The organism is Teredinibacter turnerae T7901 (assembly GCF_000023025.1).
Classification (GTDB): Bacteria; Pseudomonadota; Gammaproteobacteria; order Pseudomonadales; family Cellvibrionaceae; genus Teredinibacter; species Teredinibacter turnerae_B.
The window spans coordinates 1,712,281-1,732,111 of the sequence record NC_012997.1 but is presented as its reverse complement, the minus strand read 5'-3'; the positions used below and the strand labels follow the sequence as shown (position 1 = coordinate 1,732,111).

Genomic DNA, 19,831 nt, shown 5'->3' with positions numbered 1-19,831 from the left:
TAACAACAAGATTTACCCAAAGAGTAAACAGGTGCCGCAAAAATGGTCAGATGCATTCGTCATCTGATTTTGATCAGCAGGAAAGTCATTTCTAGGAGGATTTCCACATGACTCAATCTCGATCACACGGAGCGCTGCGGTCTTCTGCGCAATGTTTGTTATCCACGCTAAAGGCGACTGGCTTAGCAGCCGCCATCACAGCAGCCGGCGCGTCTGGCGCTTTTGCACAAACGACGCTTACATCCAACTCCACCGGCACCCACGGCGGCCACTACTATTCGTTTTGGAAGGATTCTGGCGATGCCTCTTTCACGTTACACAACGGCGGTCGCTATGCCTCTCAGTGGTCCAACTCCACCAACAACTGGGTTGGCGGCAAGGGCTGGAATCCGGGCGGTGCTAAGGTTGTCAATTACGAGGGCTACTACGGCGTTAGCAATTCGCAAAACTCGTATCTGGCACTCTACGGCTGGACGCGCAACCCGCTGATTGAATACTACGTTATCGAAAGTTATGGCTCGTACAACCCATCGAGCTGTAACGGCGGCACTAATTACGGCAGCTTCCAGAGCGATGGTGCAACCTACAATGTGCGTCGCTGTCAGCGAGTAAATCAACCGTCTATCGACGGTACTGCGACTTTCTACCAGTACTTCAGCGTGCGCAGCCCGAAAAAAGGTTTCGGCCAGATTTCCGGCACCATCAACGTTGGCAACCATTTCAACTACTGGGCAAGCCAGGGTTTGAACCTGGGTTCCCACGATTACATGGTTCTGGCGACTGAAGGCTATCAGAGCAGCGGCAATTCAGATATTTCCGTGTCCGAAGGCAGCAGCGGCGGCTCTTCCTCAGGCGGTTCGACCTCCAGCGGAAGCTCCTCCGGTAGTACGACCAGTTCTTCAGGAGGCGGTGGCGGCGGCATCACAGTACGTGCTCGCGGCACTAATGGTGATGAGCGTATCAGCCTGCGTGTCGGCGGTTCTGCGGTAGCCAGTTGGACACTCAGTACCAGCGCACAAAGCTATAGCTACACAGGCGGCGCCTCTGGCGATATCCAGGTGGAATTCACCAACGATGCGAGCGGACGCGACGTTATCCTCGACTACATTCAGGTGAACGGAGAAACCCGCCAAGCGGAGGATATGGAGTACAACACCAGTACGTACGCAAATGGCGAGTGCGGTGGCGGCTCTTACTCCGAAACCATGCACTGCAATGGCGTAATTGGCTTTGGAGATACCACCGACTGCTTCAGCGGGAGTTGTAGCGGCAGCAGCAGTACCAGTTCATCAGGGGGCGGCAGCACCGGTTCCAGCTCTTCCGGTGGGGGCTCCTCCAGTTCCGGTGGCAACTGCAGTGGCTACGTGGGTATTACCTTCGACGACGGTCCTGGTAACTACACCAATACCCTGATAAACGCGCTTAAAACCAACAACCTTACGCCGGTAACCTGGTTTGTGCAGGGGCAATATATTCAGGGGAATTCATCCGCAGCGCAGCAGTTGATGTCGGTTGGCGAGATCCAAAACCACAGCTGGAACCACCCGGACATGAGTAGTTACAGCTACTCGCAAGTGGTAGATCAGATCAGCCGTACCACCCAGGCCATTCGCGGTGTTGGTGCACCGTCACCCACTTTGTACCGTCCACCATATGGCAACAATTCCACAGCCATCCAACAAGCGGTGCAGAACCAGGGGCTGCGATATATTACCTGGGACGTGGATTCGCGGGATTGGGACGGTGCCAGCTCTTCGCAAATTGCTGCAGCCGCAGGCCAACTGCAAAATGGGCAAGTGATTCTGATGCATGACCACGACTATCACACACGCACCATTAATGCGATTCCTGCAATAGCATCTGGCTTGCGCTCACGCGGCCTGTGCGCTGGGCGCATCGACCCTAATACCGGTCGCGCAGTGGCGCCTTCGGGCAGCACCAGCAGCAGCTCTTCCGGTGGCGGTAGCACCAGCAGCACCAGTTCTTCTGGCGGTGGCAGTTCGTCAAGCAGCTCCGGCGGCGGTGGCAGCTGTGTGTGTAATTGGTGGGGCACCACCTATCCAATCTGTCAAAACAGCACCGGATGGGGCTGGGAAAATAACCGCAGCTGTATAGGTACGGCAACCTGTAACAGCCAGGGCACTGGCGGCGGCGGTGTCGTGTGTAATTAACCCCAAGCGGGTATCCACATTATGGCATTAACCCCATAACCGGATCTTGCCAGGAAGTACTTCGGGGGCGCATATGCGCCCCTTTTTTATTTTCTGCTGCGCGATAGCGGGTAAAACTTAACGCGTTTAAAAACATTTCCAACCGCGCAGACAATCCGCAAAATTATTATTGTGGCGACCACTTCACGCACAGACAACGACATTTTTCTCAGCCCAATCGGACATAGCCAACGGTTTAAGCCAGGCACTTATTACCTCTCCCCCTTTTGTGATTTTTCTACATAAACATAAAGAGCCAAACCACCAAACTGGAGGCCAGCACAGCTGAGCACTCGCTGTGAAATTAAAACGCTAAAGCAAAACATAAGAGGACAATCATGCAAAACCAACAAACGCCGTGGTTTTACAAAAATAAATGCCTGTTAGCGGGGCTGATTCTGAGTATAACTGCGCAGAATGCGCTCGCCCAAAACTGGAATCTGATCTGGTCTGACGAATTTAACGGCAGTATCAGTAGCGATTGGGTATTCGAAACCGGCAATGGCAGTGGAGGCTGGGGGAACAACGAACTGGAGTATTATCGTCGGGAAAATACAACCGTCGAGAATGGTATGCTGGTGATTACCGCACGACAGGAAAACTACGGTGGATTTAACTACACGTCTTCCCGTCTTAAAACACAAGGGAAAAAATCATTCCGTTACGGAAAGATTGAAGCACGCATTTCCACCCCTTCAGCCGCAGGCACCTGGCCAGCATTCTGGATGCTGGGAAGCAATATTAACAACGTAGGTTGGCCCGCTTGCGGTGAAATCGACGTTATGGAACACGTAAACGATTCACCGCAGATACACGGCACTCTTCACTGGCAAGACAATAACGGGAATTATGCGAGCTATGGCGGCAATACCAGCGCTGATGTCACCGGGTTCCATGTGTACGGTATTGAGTGGGATGAAAACGCAATTCGCTGGCTGGTTGATGGAAACCAGTACCACGAGACCAATATCGCTGGGGGTGTAAACGGCACGGGGGAATTTCACAATGAGTTTTTTATTTTGTTGAACCTGGCAATTGGTGGCAATTGGCCGGGTTTTAATATTGATAACACGGTGTTTCCCGCGCAAATGAAAGTGGATTGGGTACGAGTGTACCAACGTGAAGATAATAATGGCGGCGGCGGTGGCGGTACGAAGGACCTGCCCAAAACAATAGAAGCGGAAACCTTCAGCGCGATGAGCGGCGTTCAAACTGAAACCACATCGGACACCGGAGGTGGCGAAAATGTGGGCTGGATCGACAACGGCGATTGGTTGGCCTACAACGCAATTACTATACCTGCAACAGGCGATTACACGCTCGAGTACCGGGTTGCCAGCCCTGGCGGAGGCTAACTGTCGCTGGATCTCAATGCAGGTTCGATAGCCTTAGGTAACGCCTCAATTCCTGCTACAGGTGGCTGGCAGAACTGGCAGACGATAAGCCAGACGGTGCACATTGACGCAGGGACCTACAATCTCGGCATTTATGCGTTAACCGGCGGCTGGAATTTAAATTGGGTTAGGCTCAGTAGCGCAAACACCACACCGGCATTTTCAATAACTCAGGAAGCTGAAGATTATTCGTTAATGCAGGGCATACAATCTGAAGCTACCAGTGACGACGGCGGCGGTCAAAACGTGGGCTGGGTAGACGCCGGAGACTGGTTGACCTATCCGGTTGAGATACCCTCGAACGGTACTTACCGCGTGGAATACCGGGTGGCGAGCCCTGCCGGTGGCACCCTTTCTCTGGACAGCGATGCCGGTGGTACCACCTATGGAAGCGTCGACATTCCCTCCACTGGAGGCTGGCAGAACTGGGAAACCATAAATCACACCGTGCAAATGCGCGCCGGCACGCATACCTTCGGAATTTACGCTGTTACTGGTGGCTGGAATTTAAACTGGTGGCGAATTACGCGAATCGACGGATAAGGTAAAGCCGTAAACAGGTAACCTGCCAAATAAAGTCCCAGCCACAACTTACGAGTGACTGGGACAATCACAAATCATTAAATAAAACTTAACTCGGTAAGAACTCTACCGGAAACACTACCGTTACGGGTTCTACAGTGCTTTGCTCAAACTTAAACATTTTTACGCGTGCGAGCAGGCGTCTCTCTAAACTCGGGTCATCCAGTTCACTGGAAACAATACGCGCATCGGTAACCACACCCTCGGGGGAAATCGTCAACTCCAATACAATTTTGCCTTTGAGCCCGGGCTTTTTACGCCGTTCGCGATTATAAATGGAATAGAGTGAGCCTTTATTTCTATCGAAGGTGAGCGTTATTTCCTCTTCGCTTCTGACATTCCCGCTGCGCTCTCGTTTGGCATTGCCAGTTGCGCCAGCCGCCACGATATTTCCTTCGGCGTCCTCTTTAAATAGCGATTGCTTCACCAGAGCGACTTGATGCTTACTTATACCTCCTCCGCCGCCGACGGAGGCAACGTAATCACCTTCGCTCACGCCACCACTGCCACCTTCCGTACCCGCCAGCAGTGCTTCGGTACCGTGGCCAACCGCCTTAGCCGCACTGCCTGCACTCGATTTCAATTTACCTTTGAGTTGGGTATCCACCTCGCTGGTATCAATTAAGTCCGCAAGCTCACTCCCAAGCGCAAGTAAACCACTTTGCGCCGCAGTATCACGGGCTTTTTTCTCCACTTCGGTCAAGGGCTTTTCGTCAATTCTATCGGGTTTACGCGCGACCTTGGGTTTGGGTTTTGGTGGAGGTGGCGGCGGTGGAGGGGGTGGCGGAGGCGTCGGTTTAGGTTGCGCTTCAATAAATTTCGCAACCCGATCGGGAATGGCTGGCCGTTTGGTTCGCTCTGTTGGCGGTACATCTATGCTTGAAACAAGAGCGGCAGATATAAACGCTAAGGCAAAAACTGCCACGATTATAACTAAAAAAAGACGCTCCCCACGGCGGTGCATGGGTTGCCAATCTAGCGCGATGGATCGGTAAGTCGTGGTTGTCATCCGATTACAAGTCTTTTCCGCGAGTTAGGTTTAGCTCTTGGCTTTTTGGTTGGCCGCAAACGCTATTTTTCGATAGTTGGCTTGTTGGCAGGTTTTTAAAATCTGCCTGACCAATTCGTAGGAGATATTCTCATCGCCCATAATTGTGATTTGGCGTCCACCTTGTGCGGTGTTTTCTGCGGTGTAAGCCAGTGTGGATTGGTATTCCAGTTCCTGTTTTAATGCAGGGATACCCTCATCAGTGGCTACCTCCGGAAGATCCGCAAGTCGCAAAACCCTGCGCCCCTGCACCAGAATATCTTCCCGGGTTATTGCGATCACCACAGTTTCTTCTGGCGCCTTCTGTGCGCTGGCAGTTGGCAAGGTGAGATCTTTATTGCTAGGTAACTGATGGGTATTGGAAGAATTAACCAGCAGAAAAAAAACCAGGATTGTGAAGATATCCATGAGAGATACCAAATTCAGAATTGGTTTTTTTTGTAGTTTATGGTGCCGCTCCATACGGCGAGCACGTTTCGACATTTGCATTACACATCGCCCTCTGTCACAACTTCCTCCTGAGGTGCATCACCCACCGAAACATTCGGAAATAATTCGACGAGTTCAACCGTTGCCGTTTGAACAATCTCGGCATAGCGAACATGATCCATAACGTCTATCATCGTTCGATAGGTTACCTTAGGGTCCATAAGCAATGCGATATTTTGTTCTTCTGGAAAACGCGACTTAATTTCTAAGAGGACATCTGTAAACTGCTTCCAGTTGAACATGCCGTCTTGCCGACGCCCTACTTCTTTTAACTTACCCAGAAGCGCATCTTGCACAACCAGGCTGTCTGGCGTGATCAGAACTTGCAACTGTAGCTTCACGTTTTCGTTCGCTTCTTTCGCCGCCGCATCAAGCGCCGGCAAATTGAGCTCCAGCACCGTCATGCGAGAGAACACCGCGGTAATTAACAAAAACGGCACTAATACCACCATCAAGTTCAAAAATGCAGTGATATTCAGCTCAACGGTTTCCTGCATGCGTTTTTTACGAATGCGTTTCATAATTCGAACCCGTGATTTTTGTCTATTCCTCGGTCATCAAATTCAAGCACTTGACAGCGGCCATTTCGATATTGTCTACAAGGCGGGTCGTTTTAGTTGCAAGGTAGGAGTGGATAAGAATGAGTGGAATCGCTGCACACAAACCAAACGCGGTAGTGTTCATAGCTACCGAAATACTCGCCGACAGCATATCTGCCTTTTCTGCAGGATCCGCACTGGCCACCGCGGTAAATGCCTGAATCAAACCAATAATAGTTCCGAGCAGCCCGAGTAGCGTTGCGATATTCGCCAGTGTAGCCAGGTAGTGGGTGCGCTCTTCCAGTTGCGGCACCACCTCCATAATTCCCTCTTCCATCGCAGATTCGATAAGCTCGCGTTTGGCATTATTTTTCTTTCGCGAGAATCCATAGGCTAGCACCCGAGCAAGTGGTGTAGATGCCCCGCTGGCAGTGTGTTCTGCCCGCGCTATATCATTCGCTTGCAGCATTGGCGTAATCTTTTTCCACACACTGTTTGTTTTGCTTTGCGTGCTAAGTAGATAAATCAATCTTTCCACAGCAATCGCCAGGCCCAATGCCATTACCGCCAATATGGCGTACATAAATGGCCCGCCGGTTTGGAAAAACTTCACTAGATCCATAGGTAAACCTCTGCGTTAGTGCAATTGTTATTTTCGAAAGTTAGGTTGAGTATCTGTTGGACCGTAAAATACGGTGGTCATACTGTTTGTTTTATCGGGTTCGCCGGGTGCGGTATTCAAACCCCTGATTTCAATGCCGTTGTATTCAGAGTCCACTGCATCGAGTATCCACTTGCGCTCACTGCGATACTCATCAAGAGTCAGGCTGCGATTGTAATAGGCCCGCGAAATTTCACGAATCATTTCTGAATAGCTGTTTCCCTGCGCCATGTTATCGCTCCACTATTTCTCGCAGAACCCGAAAGCCGGTAATGTCATCCGCCTGACTAAACGATTCAGCCAGATTTGCAGTACAGTCTTCCATAGGTGTTTGGAAAGAACCGCCAATTGCGACCAACGCACCCCCGCGATCGGCGACCAGCTCACGAGCGTTACCGACATGGTTTACCAGCCCCCATCGATTCTGCGCTCCCACTTCGGTCTTAATAAGAGAATCACCCTTTTGGATTCCCCGCGAATTCAATTTGCAGTTCCTATTGGAATCCAGTTTCGCCTGGCCGGCGCGCGCCGCATATTCCCATTCAGCGCGAGTCGGTAGTCGATACTTACGTTTAGCCTTGTCGCTAATCCACGCCAAATAGCTTTTAACTTCGCTGGATGACACACTGGTAATGGGTAAGTCGCCCGATGTATTTTTTTTCACCGGGCAATTGCCGTCACTTGCGCAAAACTGATTCCACTCATCTACGGAAACTTCGTATTTACCGAGCGCGAAGGCCTTCATACTGCCCTTGGCTGGTATCACAACCAGAGACGGCCCCTTTTCTTCACCAGCCAAACGATCGCGACATATGGCCCGTTTACCGCGCGCACCCAGACCCGCCAGCGATAAATCACAGGGGTCTTTGGGAACAATGGCAACGTTCGCAATCGCCGAATTTCCGGGAAATAATTTAATAGCCTGCTTTTTATATTCCGTGGCTCGCTCGGGAAATGAGCGGCCAATTTTCGCGATGCAAGCGGACAAATCTGCGACAATGCCAGATTCCGCTTTGCGGTAGCGCGCAGGATCGACCTCGCGTAGCTTGTTCAGCGCGATTTTAAGATCGCGCGTATTCAAGCCGCTTCGACAGGACGTCTGTTCGTCAACGTTTTTCATGGCCTGGTTATAAATATCGCGCTTTTCCTGTTCCACAGCCTTTTGCGCCGCAACCTGCACAGCCTTAACTTTTGCGGCGCGCGCGCTCCTCTTCTGCAGCGACGCGCTCTGCAATTGCAGCTTCCACTTCAGCGTATGAAGTCTGCAGCTTTTCTAACAGGGTTAAGTCACCGGCGTAACGCGGCGCATTATTGATCAGTCGTTCTGCGGTTGGCAGATCTTCGTCCGCGATGCGCTGCTCGATCGCCTGCAAATACGCCAGATAAATAGATTGCGTTGCCTCGGTCAACCAGGTGTCATCACTACCCAGCAGCGCGGCCAATGCCTGTACTTCAGACCATATTTCGGCTTCCCAGCCTTTACTGAATTCCGCTGCCGCAGTGAGATTTACGATATTGTTCTGGTGCTGCTCGATGCGCAGCTTCATTTCAATTTGACTGCGTACGTTTTCAGTATCTATTTGAGGTGTTTGTTTTTCGAGATAATAGAGATAACCCAATGCCGAAAAAAGACCGGCAAATACGGTGATCACAATACCAAGCTTGATATAAGACTGACGCTTTTGAGTCATCAAGCGCCAAAACTCTTCTACCGATTCAACGCGATCTTCACGCTCAAACGCCAGGCACTTTTCTATTGCACGCCACTGCGCTTTAGTTAGCTGAGGAATACGCTCTGGCTTAAGCCCAAGTCGCGCAGCTTCATTTGCGTGTACGCGATCGAAAGGGTGTCTGCCGGTGAACATCTCATAAGCAATGCAACCGAGCGCATAAATATCGTCGCGGACATCGGGCTCCAGGCCTTCGAGCATTTCCTTACTGGCATATGCTGGCGTTAAAGCGCCCAGACTGCCGGCATCAAACACGGTGCGGTCTTCCGGGTCGTCCTCGTGGCTCTCTGTTGCGGCTACCGCGCGTGCGATACCAAAGTCGAAAACCTTGGCCAGCCCCTTATGGGTAACAAATATATTGCCCGGCTTAAAATCGGAGTGAATTATATTTTGGCCGTGGGCATAAATCAGTGCTGCGGAAATACCTTCCAGTATTTGCCAGACCTCGGATTCCGGTAAGCCGGTCGCCTTATATTGACTAATGAGTTTATCGAGTGGCTTACCATCGAGAAACTCCATTGTCATAAAAACGGTATCACCGTCTTTGTCGAAGTCGAATACGTTTACAATATTGGGGTGGGCAATCTGCTGCGTTTTTCGCGATTCTCGCTGCAGCGCGATGAATGCCTCCGGGTGCGACTTGAATTCATCACCCAAAACTTTAATGGCGACAAATGGGTCCCGATCCTGGGCTTCGACTTTAAGCATGTCTTTGGCTTTATACACCATCCCCATGCCGCCAGCACCAAGCATTTCTTCAAAGATAAACCGGTTTTTTAGTGTAGGTACCGCACCGCCAGATGCCTTTTTTGCAGGCTGGCCCGGCTCCAATGCGCGTCCACCTTCTGCTCGCGAACGGGCTGGTTTGGCCTGCATTTGACCCGTAGCACGAGCACGCGGATTAAATTGTGTTTTATCGCCCTGCGCCTGCGGGCCGGAGGAGCGGATACTGGTTTTATCACTCGGTGCTGCTTTTTTAGGTTCAATATTCACCGCAGGCCGGCGCGACTGTAAACGCGTCTTATCCGCCGGAGGCGCCTGTGGAGTCGTTTTCTTTTGCAGCGCGGCATTAATGTGCTTCTGTTGGCGCACATTTTTAGCAATACGGGTTTTATCGTCGCCCTCCTGTGCGGGCGCACGGCTTGGCTCAGCTCGCTTTATTACCGTCGCGTCGGATGGCGCTTCCAAAGGTTTTTTCCCCGGGCTCGTTGCCGGGGTTTTGCTGTCCTTATTGTCTTGATTATCCATAACCTGTTAACAGTTCCCCGCCTCACCTCGAACCACAACCAGTGAAACATTATCTTTGGCATGATTACCCAGTGCCCGCCGCATTAGTTCAGCACTGGCGTCATCAGGCTCGCGCACCGCCAGACAATCGGCGATATCTTCGATTTCTACAGCGTTATATAGGCCATCGCTGCACAGTAAAAACGTGTCGCCGATTTGGACGCTGAAGAGATTTATATCCACATAGACGTCCGTTTCACCGCCCACAGCCCGCGTTATAACATGACTATCCGGGTGATCAATCGCCTGTTCAGGCGTGATCACCCCCATTTGAACAAGCTCTTCCACCTGGCTGTGATCACGACTTAACTGCGACAGCTCACCGCCACGTAACCGGTATAACCTTGAATCCCCAACCCAGAGGCAAACGCCAACGCGGCCACGGGTAATTAAGGAAACTACCGTTGTACCCATCGGGGCACTGTTCAGGTAATTTTCGGAATATGCAATGATCTCACTGTTCGCTTTTATCAGCGCATCGTCGACCTGATCAACAAATTCACTTAGTAAATCGGCACCGTCAATGGACTCCAGCGCTGCGACCACAGTTTGCGAGGCAATATCACCAACAGAATGGCCACCCATACCATCGGCCACTGCCCATAAATGAATATCTGGGCGTAACAAGATGGCATCCTCGTTGACCTCTCTTACGGTCCCCACATCGGTCTCGCACGCGCTGCGCCAATCTATGGGGCGAAACTCTGTATCACTCATTCTCGGAATCTTCCGGTTGATCCGGCTGCGTCAGAAGCAGGTATGGCTCGGGCCACCCCCACTCGTCCCATCGCCCTTCAAGCAAGCTGCTCGCACCGCTGGTGGTCGGCAGGCCACGGGCAACAAAGATACATGGCTCGACATAATCTGAGCCCAATGTCGCCCAAGCACTGTAGCTCGCGTAACTGTTTTTAAGTGCCGCATCCAAGAGCGCAGGCATCGCCGCCTGAAGCCCCTGAGTCGGCGATGCCGTTCGAACCAGTAAAGGCGATGTGGGAGCCCCACCACCCAGCACCGAGGGATCTTTTTCATAGGCCGAAGACTGGATATCCGCGACCATATTTATTGCATCGAGCAGGCTGTCCAGGTCGTACTGCCCATCTAAGGCTTGCAGAGCGATATCCTCTATTTCTTCAAACCATGCCTGGTGTTCCGTGAGCAGCTCCAAACCATTTGCCGAACCAGCCAGCGGCGCGACGATGGAAAACGGAAAGTAGCGTCCGACTTTATCCACGCTTGGCAACATAACGCCTGCCCACACGTGTTCATCGACAACACCCTCACTGAAAACAAATCGCCAAATCGGGCTCGTCAGATAGATGTCCAACCACTCCTCGCCGAGCTGGCCCTGTGTGGTGGATACGAACAGCTGCAACCAGTTGTCCCAAATATCGATAAAATGGGAGGGAAGATCCCGCGATATAAAATCACCGTGCGTGGGTAGCTTGCCAAAAAAACCCGCTGCACCGACAGACATTAAAGTGACTCCGCCAAACTGAGCGATGTCAACCAGGAGCGATCCATCGAGTTGTGAATACTTTTGGTTTTCGCCTGATATAAAATGCTGTGCTCTTCCCCGTTGGCAGCAACCACTTTAAACGCTACGTTATAAACGTTGGCCTGGTTTGTCTGAGTGACGCTGGATGCATCTAGCAGACGGAACCAGGACCAGGGGCCACCGTATGACTGGTCAACCGTTCTATCGTTCAAGTCCTGGAAAATAACCCGAATTCGGTTGTTATCGCCGGTACCCGACCAGGAAACATCTTTCCAGAATTTGGGGCCGTGATTGTATACCAACCGTTCATCTCCAAGTTCAAGGGTAAAACGCGCGTGACGCTCGTCCATTTTGTAGGGCCGCAATTCCAACTGGATACTGGGAGCCTCCGGGTTCGCCCTGAACAAAATGTTTTTAATCGTTAAACCTTTTTGTATTTGGTTCATGGTGGTGCGATTAAACCCAATACTGTATTTATCAACAACGCGATTTGCCAGATTATTTCGCGAATCGACAAACGGCGAAATATACTGTTGATAAAACACATCCAATGTTCCAGAGGGTTTAAAAAAAGCGGAGAAATCGTACATTGCCATTTCATCGCGACTGTTACCTGCCAACGGGTAACGCCCGGACAAACCTTGCCGATAAGGGTTGTAAACCTGCGCCCGCCATTCCACGTTCACGTACTGACGCGCGTTGGCTAACACCAGTCGCCATGTTTCATCCGCCAGGCTTGTTAGCCAGCGCTCTATTGGCTCAGGTTGTGTTTGCGCGTAGCTGCGCAGCGAGGTAATCGGATTTCCGCCGCCGCCTTGGAATCGTGCTTTCGCAACGTCGAACGACTTTTTACCGGGATCGGGAGACATAGAAATCTCAGCGACAAATTCCTGCAATTGCTGCAGCTTTTGCATCACACCATCCACCGGCGCCAAACCGCTGCGCGACTCACGTAACATCGCGTGGAGTTCGCTAAACTGTTTGTCGACCCTGGTAGTTTCGATATTTGCAGCTGCGAGCCGCTTAGCGCGAGACAGTCGACTTTTACTATTACTATCTTCTTGCGCAGTTACGTCCTGGACCAGCGGCATAGTCAATTGCGTATGCTCTTTACCGACCTGCAAAATGGCTTTTAACGGCGAATAAATAGCGTCAGAAAAAACCATGAGCCCGTCGTTTAGCTGATTGATACTGGTGTAGTTTTTCACCTCTAAGTTTCGCAGTAAACGCGACCAGTTTGCTGCGTAATCTGCTAGATAAAGCTCTTTAACATCTTCACTGATTTCTTCAAGATCTTCGCCAACAAAATCCACCCTCTCGTCCTTATCGTCTGCCAGCAACCAGCGTTCGTTTTCCACATCGCCAATTAACGACGCGCCCTCAGATAGATCCAAACGTTCGTAGGTATCTATGGTATAGAGGGCAGACATAGAGAGATCTTTGCCCTCCAACTGGAAATTTTCACGAACTGACTCACCAAACTCATTGAGCATATCCACGGGATAATTGTATTCGGCGTTATTTTTAACCCGTTGATATATCCGTTGCGCAACAGGAACACGCAGCAACGTCGTCCGCGTATCCCGTACTATCCGAGGGTTCAATTCTAAAGGTGCGAGAGACAGTGCCAACAGGTTTTCCAAATGCAGTTTCAATTCCTGTCGGCGAGTTGCTTCCCCTTCCAAGGCAACTTCCCACTCGTCATTAAACCACTGCTCGACCAAAGTGGGTTCTAAACGATCTACCTTGCCAAACATCATGTAAATACGAAATGTATTATAAAGATCGCCGCCTTCGTAGCCCTGCTTAAGCGACCGCTCAAGTGCATCAATTAAACGAGGCAGCAGCAACGCCTTCAGCTGTTCTTTATAGGCGGCATCCGCTTGCGCATCTACCCGATTATCATACAAACCCATTCCGCTCAACCAGGGATGCGCCTCTTGATCGTAAACGCGGCTTGCCTGAAATAGCGCATTCAGCGGGGGCAGTACAACACGTAAATCCTTGTTCCAATCTTTGACTTTTTCGCGCTCTTGGGTGTATTCGTCCACATGCTGCTGAACTTCCCCCATTGACATTGTTTGCCGAGTGAGTGCACCGCTCCAAATCAACCCTGTACCGAGGGTAACGAGAGCCAAGGCCGCGTAGGTTGCGCGCTGAGCCCAGCGAATGAACCGCTCGTAGCGAACATTGGAGCCAACCAATTCCGATTCCGGAAAAATCACATCCAGAAACAAGCGGGAAAGGAAAAAGCTTTTACCCTGCTGTGTTGCCAAATGAGCCACGTCACGAGGGAAGCCGAAGTTAGCGGAAACGGATGACATTAATCGATCTATGGGTGTTCCGTCTTGGGTACCGCTGGAAAAATAAACGCCGCGCAAATACGGCTGAAACTGATAACGATTTTCTGCGAACGCCTGCTGTACAAAACCTGTAACAATTGCCTGCAGATTCTCCATTTGTTGCGGGAACCCATAAATAGCCCCCCGGCGTTTTGGGTCTCGCTCCTGATGCATACGCCAGAGCACGCGATCATAGAGCCGACTAATCAGGCTCCCCATCTGTTCCTCTAAAAAATTAAAATCCGGGCTTTGGTTCGCCTTTGGGGCGTTGGGAAGCGATAACCCCCACACTTGATCTCTATCGTCCCGATTAAGGTCTTCGAAAAACTCTGAAAAACCAGATACCAGATCGGTTTTAGTGAACATCAGATAAATAGGAAATCGGATTTGAAGCTTTTCCATCAGTTCATCAAGACGTGCACGAATGACTTTTGCATTTTGTGCGCGCTCGTCCTCACTCTGCATCAGCAGATCCTGAAGGCTAATCGCAACGACGGCACCATTAATAGGGCGGCGACGGCGATTTTTCTTCAGCAGACTTAGAAAGCCTTCCCAGGCGCCTCCGTCTGCAACGCGATGACTGTCCTGCGTTGTGTATCGTCCTGCGGTATCAATAAGCACCGCATCATTGGTGAACCACCAGTCGCAATTTCGGGTACCGCCTACCCCCTGCAACGCGCCCTTGCCAAACTTTTCGGCTAACGGAAAATCCAGCCCGGAGTTTACCAGGGCGGTGGTTTTACCCGAACCTGGCGGACCCACGATGATGTACCAAGGCAATTCGTACAGCGCTTTTTTGCCACCGCCGCCAAATTTCAGCTTTTTTAGTGTGGTTAACGCTTCGGTGAAACGGGCATTGATTTGCTGAACTTCTTCCGTGACTTGAGGGGATACCCCCTTGGGGGCTTCTTTTTGATTTTTTGTAATATCGTCAACAAGACTGTCGTTATTTTTTCGCGTCAGCCACTGGGAGCGCAAGTTGTTGGCTCCCCAAATCGCCAATAACACTATCAGACAGATCAGACGCGACGTTGTACTGGCAAGTGGCGCAGTATTGTCGTCACCGAATTTGGTGTGCGGCCCGGCAAACCAAATAAGTAATCCCACAAAAATAAACGCCAACCCGATAATAACGTGCGGATTGGTGAAAAATGCTTTAAGTTTTTTCATAAAATTTACTGTCGATGTCCCTATGGCAATGATTAACGCGGGTCCAGCTCAGGATTAACGTAAAGTTCCATTCTCAGGCTCGGCGGATTCTGGCGGCAATGCGATGACATTGAGCTGCTCAACCACGGGGGTCGCGCGCTCATAAAGCCAATAACGGAAACCAGAGAAGCCGAACAGCAATATTGCACCCACGACAACAACTGCGACCCATACGGGGAGATACTCTGCCAGGGTTTTTTTGGTACGCCCCAGCCCTTGCCAATGTGTCGAGAGATCTCGCTCATATTCACCGCGATATCGTCGAATCGTTGAGAATAGGTCGTCGCGAATTTCCTCTATTCCGTCTCTTCCGCGCGACATCAACCGAAACTTGCCCTCAAACCCCATACTTAAGCAGACATAAAATAACTCCAACATCTCGAGATTTTCTGAAGGCGACTGACGCACACGATCCAAAATTAAGAAAAACTTTTCTCCGCCTGAGGTTTCATTGTGAAAAACCGACAACAGAGATCGCTGTGCCCAAGCGCTTTCGCTGCCCCAGGGTGTATTGAGAACCGCCTCGTCCAGAATTGAGCAAAGCACGTAACGCGCGGAAATAACGACCTCCTGACGAATACCCGCATCGCGAGCGTTAACCTCAAAATTGCGGATCTCATTACACAGACGCTTATGCAATCCGGCGGTATCCGCATGCGTCATTGAATGACGGGTTTTTTCATACACTGCAAGGAGCGTTGCCGCCAGACTCACCAAGGTGTTGAGGCCCCGGCCATTTGCGAATTGCGCCGCGTGTGGATCGCTGGCGACTGTTGCCGGCTGATGACGTTGCGGTGCAGCGCTCTGCGAACCCCGTGATGACGGCCTGGCTGCCGAGCTGCGAGGACGCATAACGGTTCGATCACCGCCCCGTTCGCCGCCGGGAGTTGGCTGCCTGAAAACCGTTCGATCGTTGTTAGACATAATTCGCCCTGTTTATTGTCTAATGGCCCAGAATTCCATCTCTATTCCAGGGAATTCACCACCTATATGCAGTGCAAATCCGCCCGAGGACGCCAATTCCCGCCATAGTGGTGTCTGTTTTTCTAATTGAAAATAGGTATAACCCGCGCGGAAAGGAATTTGGCGAGGAGCCACAGGAAGCGGCTTTATCTGAATACCGGGCATTGCCGCATTCACCAGCTGTCGGATTCGCTCCACTGGTCCGATCTTAATTTGCGCAGGAATGCGGGCGCGCACGGCTTCCTCGGAGATATCGGCCCTCACCGCCAATACATAAACAGCAGTGCTTATTAGAGTGCGATCATTAATTTCAGAAACACGGATACCGTACTTTTTTTCCACCAGGGGCAATGAAACTGCAGTTTGCTCATACACCATCGATAAACTGGCACGCAACGAGTTCATTATTGGCAAAAACGATGACTGCAACTCGTGATGTAAATAAGGTGGGTATTCGGCGGCGCGTTTCGTCGGGCTCGCAAACGTACTAATTTCACCGGCCAATTGAATGATGTGCTGATAGAGCTGAAGGGGATGAACACCCTGTAACTGGGACAGGTGCTTCATGAACGGCTCCATCCGGTTTAAAAACTGTAACATCATAAAGTCAGCAACTTCTGCAGTACCACCCCGCGCGGTATCGGCAAGTCGCCCGGCGATCGCTTGAGCCCGCTGGGTTAGCAACCCAACAACCTCCGTTAAAAAACCGGTTAATTTAGACGAGGCACGGCAATCAAGACAGCTCAATATATGCTTGTCATCGAGAACTATCTCGCGATCGTTACGGATCTCGGAAATTTTAAGTACGCCAATACATGCATAGCCGCTGCGATCATCTGAATCCAACAACAACTTCAGCCGCAATTTGCCTAGGCTTAGTTTGTGTGCATCTCCGCCTTCTTTCGTTACATCGCGGACTTCGTGCTCGCAGCTTAAAAAGCGGGCAAGACCTTGCAACCCATCTTCTGCTTGCACCTCTACCGCACCGGGCCTGCGCAGCGGAACCGAGAGGTAAACGCGCGCATTAAGCGTGTTCTCCGGTACATCCAGCACCGGCGGAACGTCATCTACATCTGGAGCATTGAACGGCGTTCCATCAGGAAATATACCCTTGGCCTTAGTGACAGATATTTTCCCCAGTTTAAGTAACTGCTGGTCTATGTCGAAGAGCTGCATACCCCACTCATACTCCGCAGCGGCGGCGCACCGCTCGTGAACATATCGCTCCAGGTACCGCTCCTGCTGCTGAAAATGCTGAGGATTAAGAAACATCCCCTCTTTCCAGACAACTTTACTCTCTAGTGACATAGTCCTTCTCTTTAATTATTTTTCCAAATAGATATTATTTTTAGTCAGTCTTACTTCCATGCGGTTGCGGACTATATTATTTGTTGTTACCGCAAACATAACTTTATAGCGTGCGTCTTTGTAATCGAAAAATTCGGCAAACAGGGCGACATATTGTGTTTCCGGATTCAGAACAAAACGTTCTTCCCGGCTGTCTCCTGGAGCAAGACGTTTTAGTTCCTGACGCGCAACCAGCTCATTTCCCAATACTTCAGTATCGCGCTCGTAGATCGACAGAAAATCCGACTTCATAAATGTTGCCGTGTCTTTTAATTCATAAAGACGAACAAATACAGGAGAAGGATGGCCGCCTTCATCGGGGTTGACATCCTCGGCGGCAATTACAACCAGCTTAAGGTCGGTATCCAGATTTAATACGCCACCTACTTTGTTGTTCATCGAATCGCAAGCCGATAGCAAAACCAGGCCCGCGACCAGCAGACAGACCTTCAAACAGTATTTCATGCGCCCCCCAAGGATATTAATGTCCAGGAATTTACTTTTCGGATATATTTCTCGCTGTCATCAGCTTAAATAACTGATCTTCGTATGCGCGTACAAACTCGTCCCCAAACAAGTTTTGAAAGGACTGTTCCATGTTATCCATAAACCCTTGAAAATAGGCCGTGTAGCTGTTCCAGTAGCGAGATTTCTGCATTCCTGGAATATTCACGCCTTTGTTTTGCTTGTCGAATTGCTGCTCTAAAGCCGCAGGGTCAAAATGTTCCACCATTTTTGTGAAAGCAGCACGTATGCCAGCGATGATGGCAACCTGGTGCTCGGCAATAGCATCGAAACCTTCGGAAAAAGCGGCAACCGGAGCCTTGTAAGCCTTGCTTTTTCGTACAAACATAATGTCGAGTGCCTCGCCTTTGTCGGCGGAAAACTTTAGCGGGTTGTTTTCTATCGGTTGCATGGTAGTAACGCTCATGCGGAATTCGTTTTTGATACTCGCACGTGAACGCAACACCCGCATCATCCCCTCTACGACTACTGGCATGAGTTCACCAACTGCGCAAGCTACCTCCTGCTGCTCTTCCTGCGACAGCTGGCTGACATCCAGCCCCATTGACTCAAACAATGCTGAGTTAATTGCAACTTCGGATGTGCTCGCGTGCCTTGGGCTGGGCTTGCTCTTGGGAACAGCAGCTTGCTCGACAGTGTCATTTGCGGATGAACGATCCAGCGGAGTGCGCTTTTCTGTTGTCGCGGGACGCGAAGCTTTGCGTATAACACGGTTGGGCTGCGACAAATCACGACGCGCATTGTTTTCAGCGGGCCGCGACCTGGGGGTTGGTCTCGGGTTGGGCCGCTTTGCAACCAGCTCGTCAGCGGCGGTAACTAAAGGAGGCGCCGCCGGCTTGGGAGGCTCGTCGAACGTGGGCAAAGGCTCTGCCCCGAGAAGGTCGTCTTCCCAATCTTCGGGTATTAGGCCGGCTCCACTGCTTTTGGGTGCATCAAACGAACCGCTGAGGGGGTCACTATTGTCGCTGTAGGTGTTCTGGCCATATGGAAAACTCTCTGTGCCGAAGTCGTTGGTTTCCGAAATACCAAACGGATCAGACGACGCAGTAAACGGATCAGCTGCGGCTTTATCCAGCGCTGCCAGAGGATCTGTCTCATTTAATGCCAAATCGCTATCGGGCAAGAGTCCGCCACCTGAACTCAAACCACTCCCAAATTCGGCGAGTGGATCGTCCAAATCTGCAGGTATAGATGACACCGGCTGATCGAACGGAGATGAAGGCGAGGCAAAAGGATCAAGTACAGGGCTTCCAGCCACGGGTTCGAGTGGCATTGAATGGGCTGTATCGCCTTCTATAGCAACGCGAAACTGGTACTCGCCTATCTCGATGGTATCTCCGCCAGACAAAGCGACGCGGACACCTCGGCCGAGTGGATCTGGAGAGCCATTCACAAAAGTACCGTTAGTGCTAACGTCGGTAAGATAGTACGTGCTGCCGTCACAGTCGAATTCGCAATGTCGGCTCGAAAGAAAACGCTCTGGGTCATCTAATACCCAGGTATTATTTTCGCCTCTCCCTAATGAGCCACCCTGCTCAGAAATGGACTTGCTCGCCTCAGCCATGGCAACTCCCTGCGGCGACTGCAACACTTCCACTTTTAATACCATTTCACAAGTTCCGTTTTAACCATTCAGGAAAACGTTCAAGTTTTCCGAGCACCACAAACGAGTTTTAGTAAATATGCCGTGACACAGATCACACATCCATCGCCACCCGCGTCCATCGCTGCACAATGTTCAGGCCAGTATATTCTTTGCCGATGAGCGATTCAAAGCGAAGTTCGCCGCCAATGCAATTCATTTTTAAAAATACAATAAATTCGACAAAATTTATTGATGGATTATTTTTGTGGCGCACGCATCATCATTATTGATCAATAAACATAAAAAAGTATGTTAACAATTCACATGCCGAACCCTTAATTCGCGCACATCCTATTAATGTGACAGATGCTATTGTCTGCACCACTCGCCTCGGGTTCAATAGTACTACCGACTAGTTTTAAAAA

The 19,831-nt window shown here is 50.7% G+C and carries 16 protein-coding genes and 1 pseudogene; 3 read left to right on the top strand and 14 right to left on the bottom strand.

Annotation, left to right across the window (positions count from 1 at the left end; translation table 11 throughout):
* Window positions 1-107: 107 nt before the first annotated feature.
* From TERTU_RS07445 to TERTU_RS22170, 3 genes and pseudogenes are all read left to right on the top strand, one after another.
* Window positions 108-2,171, top strand: a complete 2,064-nt coding sequence (locus TERTU_RS07445; protein ID WP_015820067.1) for a glycoside hydrolase family 11 protein — start codon at window positions 108-110, stop codon at window positions 2,169-2,171.
* 377 nt (window positions 2,172-2,548) lie between these two features.
* A pseudogene (locus TERTU_RS21060) lies at window positions 2,549-3,730 on the top strand (carbohydrate-binding protein); the annotation flags it as partial.
* A gap of 39 nt (window positions 3,731-3,769) precedes the next feature.
* Window positions 3,770-4,147, top strand: a complete 378-nt coding sequence (locus TERTU_RS22170; RefSeq protein ID WP_228378315.1) for a carbohydrate-binding protein — start codon at window positions 3,770-3,772, stop codon at window positions 4,145-4,147.
* Between the two features lie 88 nt (window positions 4,148-4,235).
* Here TERTU_RS22170 and TERTU_RS07430 read toward each other — a convergent pair whose 3' ends face one another.
* The 14 genes from TERTU_RS07430 to tagH form a co-directional block, all read right to left on the bottom strand.
* Entirely contained in the window at window positions 4,236-5,111 is an 876-nt protein-coding gene (locus TERTU_RS07430; RefSeq protein WP_228378286.1) for an AgmX/PglI C-terminal domain-containing protein, read from the bottom strand.
* A gap of 114 nt (window positions 5,112-5,225) precedes the next feature.
* Complete coding sequence (locus tag TERTU_RS07425; protein ID WP_015819764.1) at window positions 5,226-5,723, bottom strand: ExbD/TolR family protein; 498 nt, start codon at window positions 5,721-5,723, stop codon at window positions 5,226-5,228.
* A complete protein-coding gene (locus TERTU_RS07420; RefSeq protein WP_015818122.1) occupies window positions 5,723-6,244 on the bottom strand; it encodes an ExbD/TolR family protein in 522 nt (173 codons plus the stop codon). Before TERTU_RS07420 ends, TERTU_RS07425 begins: the two co-directional genes overlap by 1 nt.
* A gap of 22 nt (window positions 6,245-6,266) precedes the next feature.
* On the bottom strand, window positions 6,267-6,884 hold the full coding sequence (locus TERTU_RS07415) for a MotA/TolQ/ExbB proton channel family protein (RefSeq protein ID WP_015818345.1): 618 nt from the start codon (window positions 6,882-6,884) through the stop codon (window positions 6,267-6,269).
* A gap of 27 nt (window positions 6,885-6,911) precedes the next feature.
* Window positions 6,912-7,154: a hypothetical protein gene (locus TERTU_RS07410; RefSeq protein WP_015816812.1), complete on the bottom strand. Its 243-nt coding sequence runs from the start codon at window positions 7,152-7,154 to the stop codon at window positions 6,912-6,914.
* A 1-nt stretch (window position 7,155) separates the two neighbouring features.
* On the bottom strand, window positions 7,156-8,079 hold the full coding sequence (locus TERTU_RS22165; protein ID WP_228378285.1) for a formylglycine-generating enzyme family protein: 924 nt from the start codon (window positions 8,077-8,079) through the stop codon (window positions 7,156-7,158).
* 28 nt (window positions 8,080-8,107) lie between these two features.
* On the bottom strand, window positions 8,108-9,901 hold the full coding sequence (locus TERTU_RS07405; RefSeq protein WP_015819975.1) for a serine/threonine-protein kinase: 1,794 nt from the start codon (window positions 9,899-9,901) through the stop codon (window positions 8,108-8,110).
* Window positions 9,902-9,907: 6 nt separating this feature from the next.
* Window positions 9,908-10,657 carry a PP2C family protein-serine/threonine phosphatase gene (locus tag TERTU_RS07400; protein ID WP_015818343.1) on the bottom strand — a complete coding sequence of 250 codons (750 nt, stop codon included), beginning with the start codon at window positions 10,655-10,657 and terminating at the stop codon, window positions 9,908-9,910.
* Complete coding sequence (tagF, locus tag TERTU_RS07395) at window positions 10,650-11,414, bottom strand: type VI secretion system-associated protein TagF (protein ID WP_015817876.1); 765 nt, start codon at window positions 11,412-11,414, stop codon at window positions 10,650-10,652. The genes TERTU_RS07400 and tagF overlap by 8 nt, the downstream gene beginning before the upstream one ends.
* Window positions 11,414-14,947: a type VI secretion system membrane subunit TssM gene (gene tssM, locus TERTU_RS07390; RefSeq protein ID WP_015819275.1), complete on the bottom strand. Its 3,534-nt coding sequence runs from the start codon at window positions 14,945-14,947 to the stop codon at window positions 11,414-11,416. Before tssM ends, tagF begins: the two co-directional genes overlap by 1 nt.
* A 54-nt stretch (window positions 14,948-15,001) precedes the next feature.
* Window positions 15,002-15,910 (bottom strand): type IVB secretion system protein IcmH/DotU, encoded by a 909-nt coding sequence (gene icmH, locus TERTU_RS07385; RefSeq protein WP_015818837.1) that lies wholly within the window; start codon window positions 15,908-15,910, stop codon window positions 15,002-15,004.
* A gap of 12 nt (window positions 15,911-15,922) precedes the next feature.
* Complete coding sequence (tssK, locus tag TERTU_RS07380) at window positions 15,923-17,257, bottom strand: type VI secretion system baseplate subunit TssK (protein ID WP_015819607.1); 1,335 nt, start codon at window positions 17,255-17,257, stop codon at window positions 15,923-15,925.
* Between the two features lie 15 nt (window positions 17,258-17,272).
* Window positions 17,273-17,761 (bottom strand): type VI secretion system lipoprotein TssJ, encoded by a 489-nt coding sequence (gene tssJ / locus TERTU_RS07375; protein ID WP_015816955.1) that lies wholly within the window; start codon window positions 17,759-17,761, stop codon window positions 17,273-17,275.
* 31 nt (window positions 17,762-17,792) lie between these two features.
* The gene (gene tagH, locus TERTU_RS07370; RefSeq protein ID WP_015820420.1) at window positions 17,793-19,430 is read right to left on the bottom strand and encodes a type VI secretion system-associated FHA domain protein TagH; all 1,638 of its coding nucleotides are present in this window, start codon (window positions 19,428-19,430) and stop codon (window positions 17,793-17,795) included.
* Window positions 19,431-19,831: the final 401 nt, after the last annotated feature.

What these genes read in the sequence shown, in the direction of transcription:
- TERTU_RS07400 (WP_015818343.1), bottom strand. Translation starts at nt 10,657, where the DNA reads ATGAGTGATACAGAGTTTCGCCCCATAGATTGGCGCAGCGCGTGCGAG.
- tssK (WP_015819607.1), bottom strand. Translation starts at nt 17,257, where the DNA reads ATGTCACTAGAGAGTAAAGTTGTCTGGAAAGAGGGGATGTTTCTTAAT.
- TERTU_RS07415 (WP_015818345.1), bottom strand. Translation starts at nt 6,884, where the DNA reads ATGGATCTAGTGAAGTTTTTCCAAACCGGCGGGCCATTTATGTACGCC.
- TERTU_RS07420 (WP_015818122.1), bottom strand. Translation starts at nt 6,244, where the DNA reads ATGAAACGCATTCGTAAAAAACGCATGCAGGAAACCGTTGAGCTGAAT.
- TERTU_RS07410 (WP_015816812.1), bottom strand. Translation starts at nt 7,154, where the DNA reads ATGGCGCAGGGAAACAGCTATTCAGAAATGATTCGTGAAATTTCGCGG.
- tagF (WP_015817876.1), bottom strand. Translation starts at nt 11,414, where the DNA reads ATGTCTGTCGGTGCAGCGGGTTTTTTTGGCAAGCTACCCACGCACGGT.
- TERTU_RS07445 (WP_015820067.1), top strand. Translation starts at nt 108, where the DNA reads ATGACTCAATCTCGATCACACGGAGCGCTGCGGTCTTCTGCGCAATGT.
- TERTU_RS07425 (WP_015819764.1), bottom strand. Translation starts at nt 5,723, where the DNA reads ATGCAAATGTCGAAACGTGCTCGCCGTATGGAGCGGCACCATAAACTA.
- tssJ (WP_015816955.1), bottom strand. Translation starts at nt 17,761, where the DNA reads ATGAAATACTGTTTGAAGGTCTGTCTGCTGGTCGCGGGCCTGGTTTTG.
- tagH (WP_015820420.1), bottom strand. Translation starts at nt 19,430, where the DNA reads ATGGTATTAAAAGTGGAAGTGTTGCAGTCGCCGCAGGGAGTTGCCATG.
- icmH (WP_015818837.1), bottom strand. Translation starts at nt 15,910, where the DNA reads ATGTCTAACAACGATCGAACGGTTTTCAGGCAGCCAACTCCCGGCGGC.
- TERTU_RS07405 (WP_015819975.1), bottom strand. Translation starts at nt 9,901, where the DNA reads ATGGATAATCAAGACAATAAGGACAGCAAAACCCCGGCAACGAGCCCG.
- tssM (WP_015819275.1), bottom strand. Translation starts at nt 14,947, where the DNA reads ATGAAAAAACTTAAAGCATTTTTCACCAATCCGCACGTTATTATCGGG.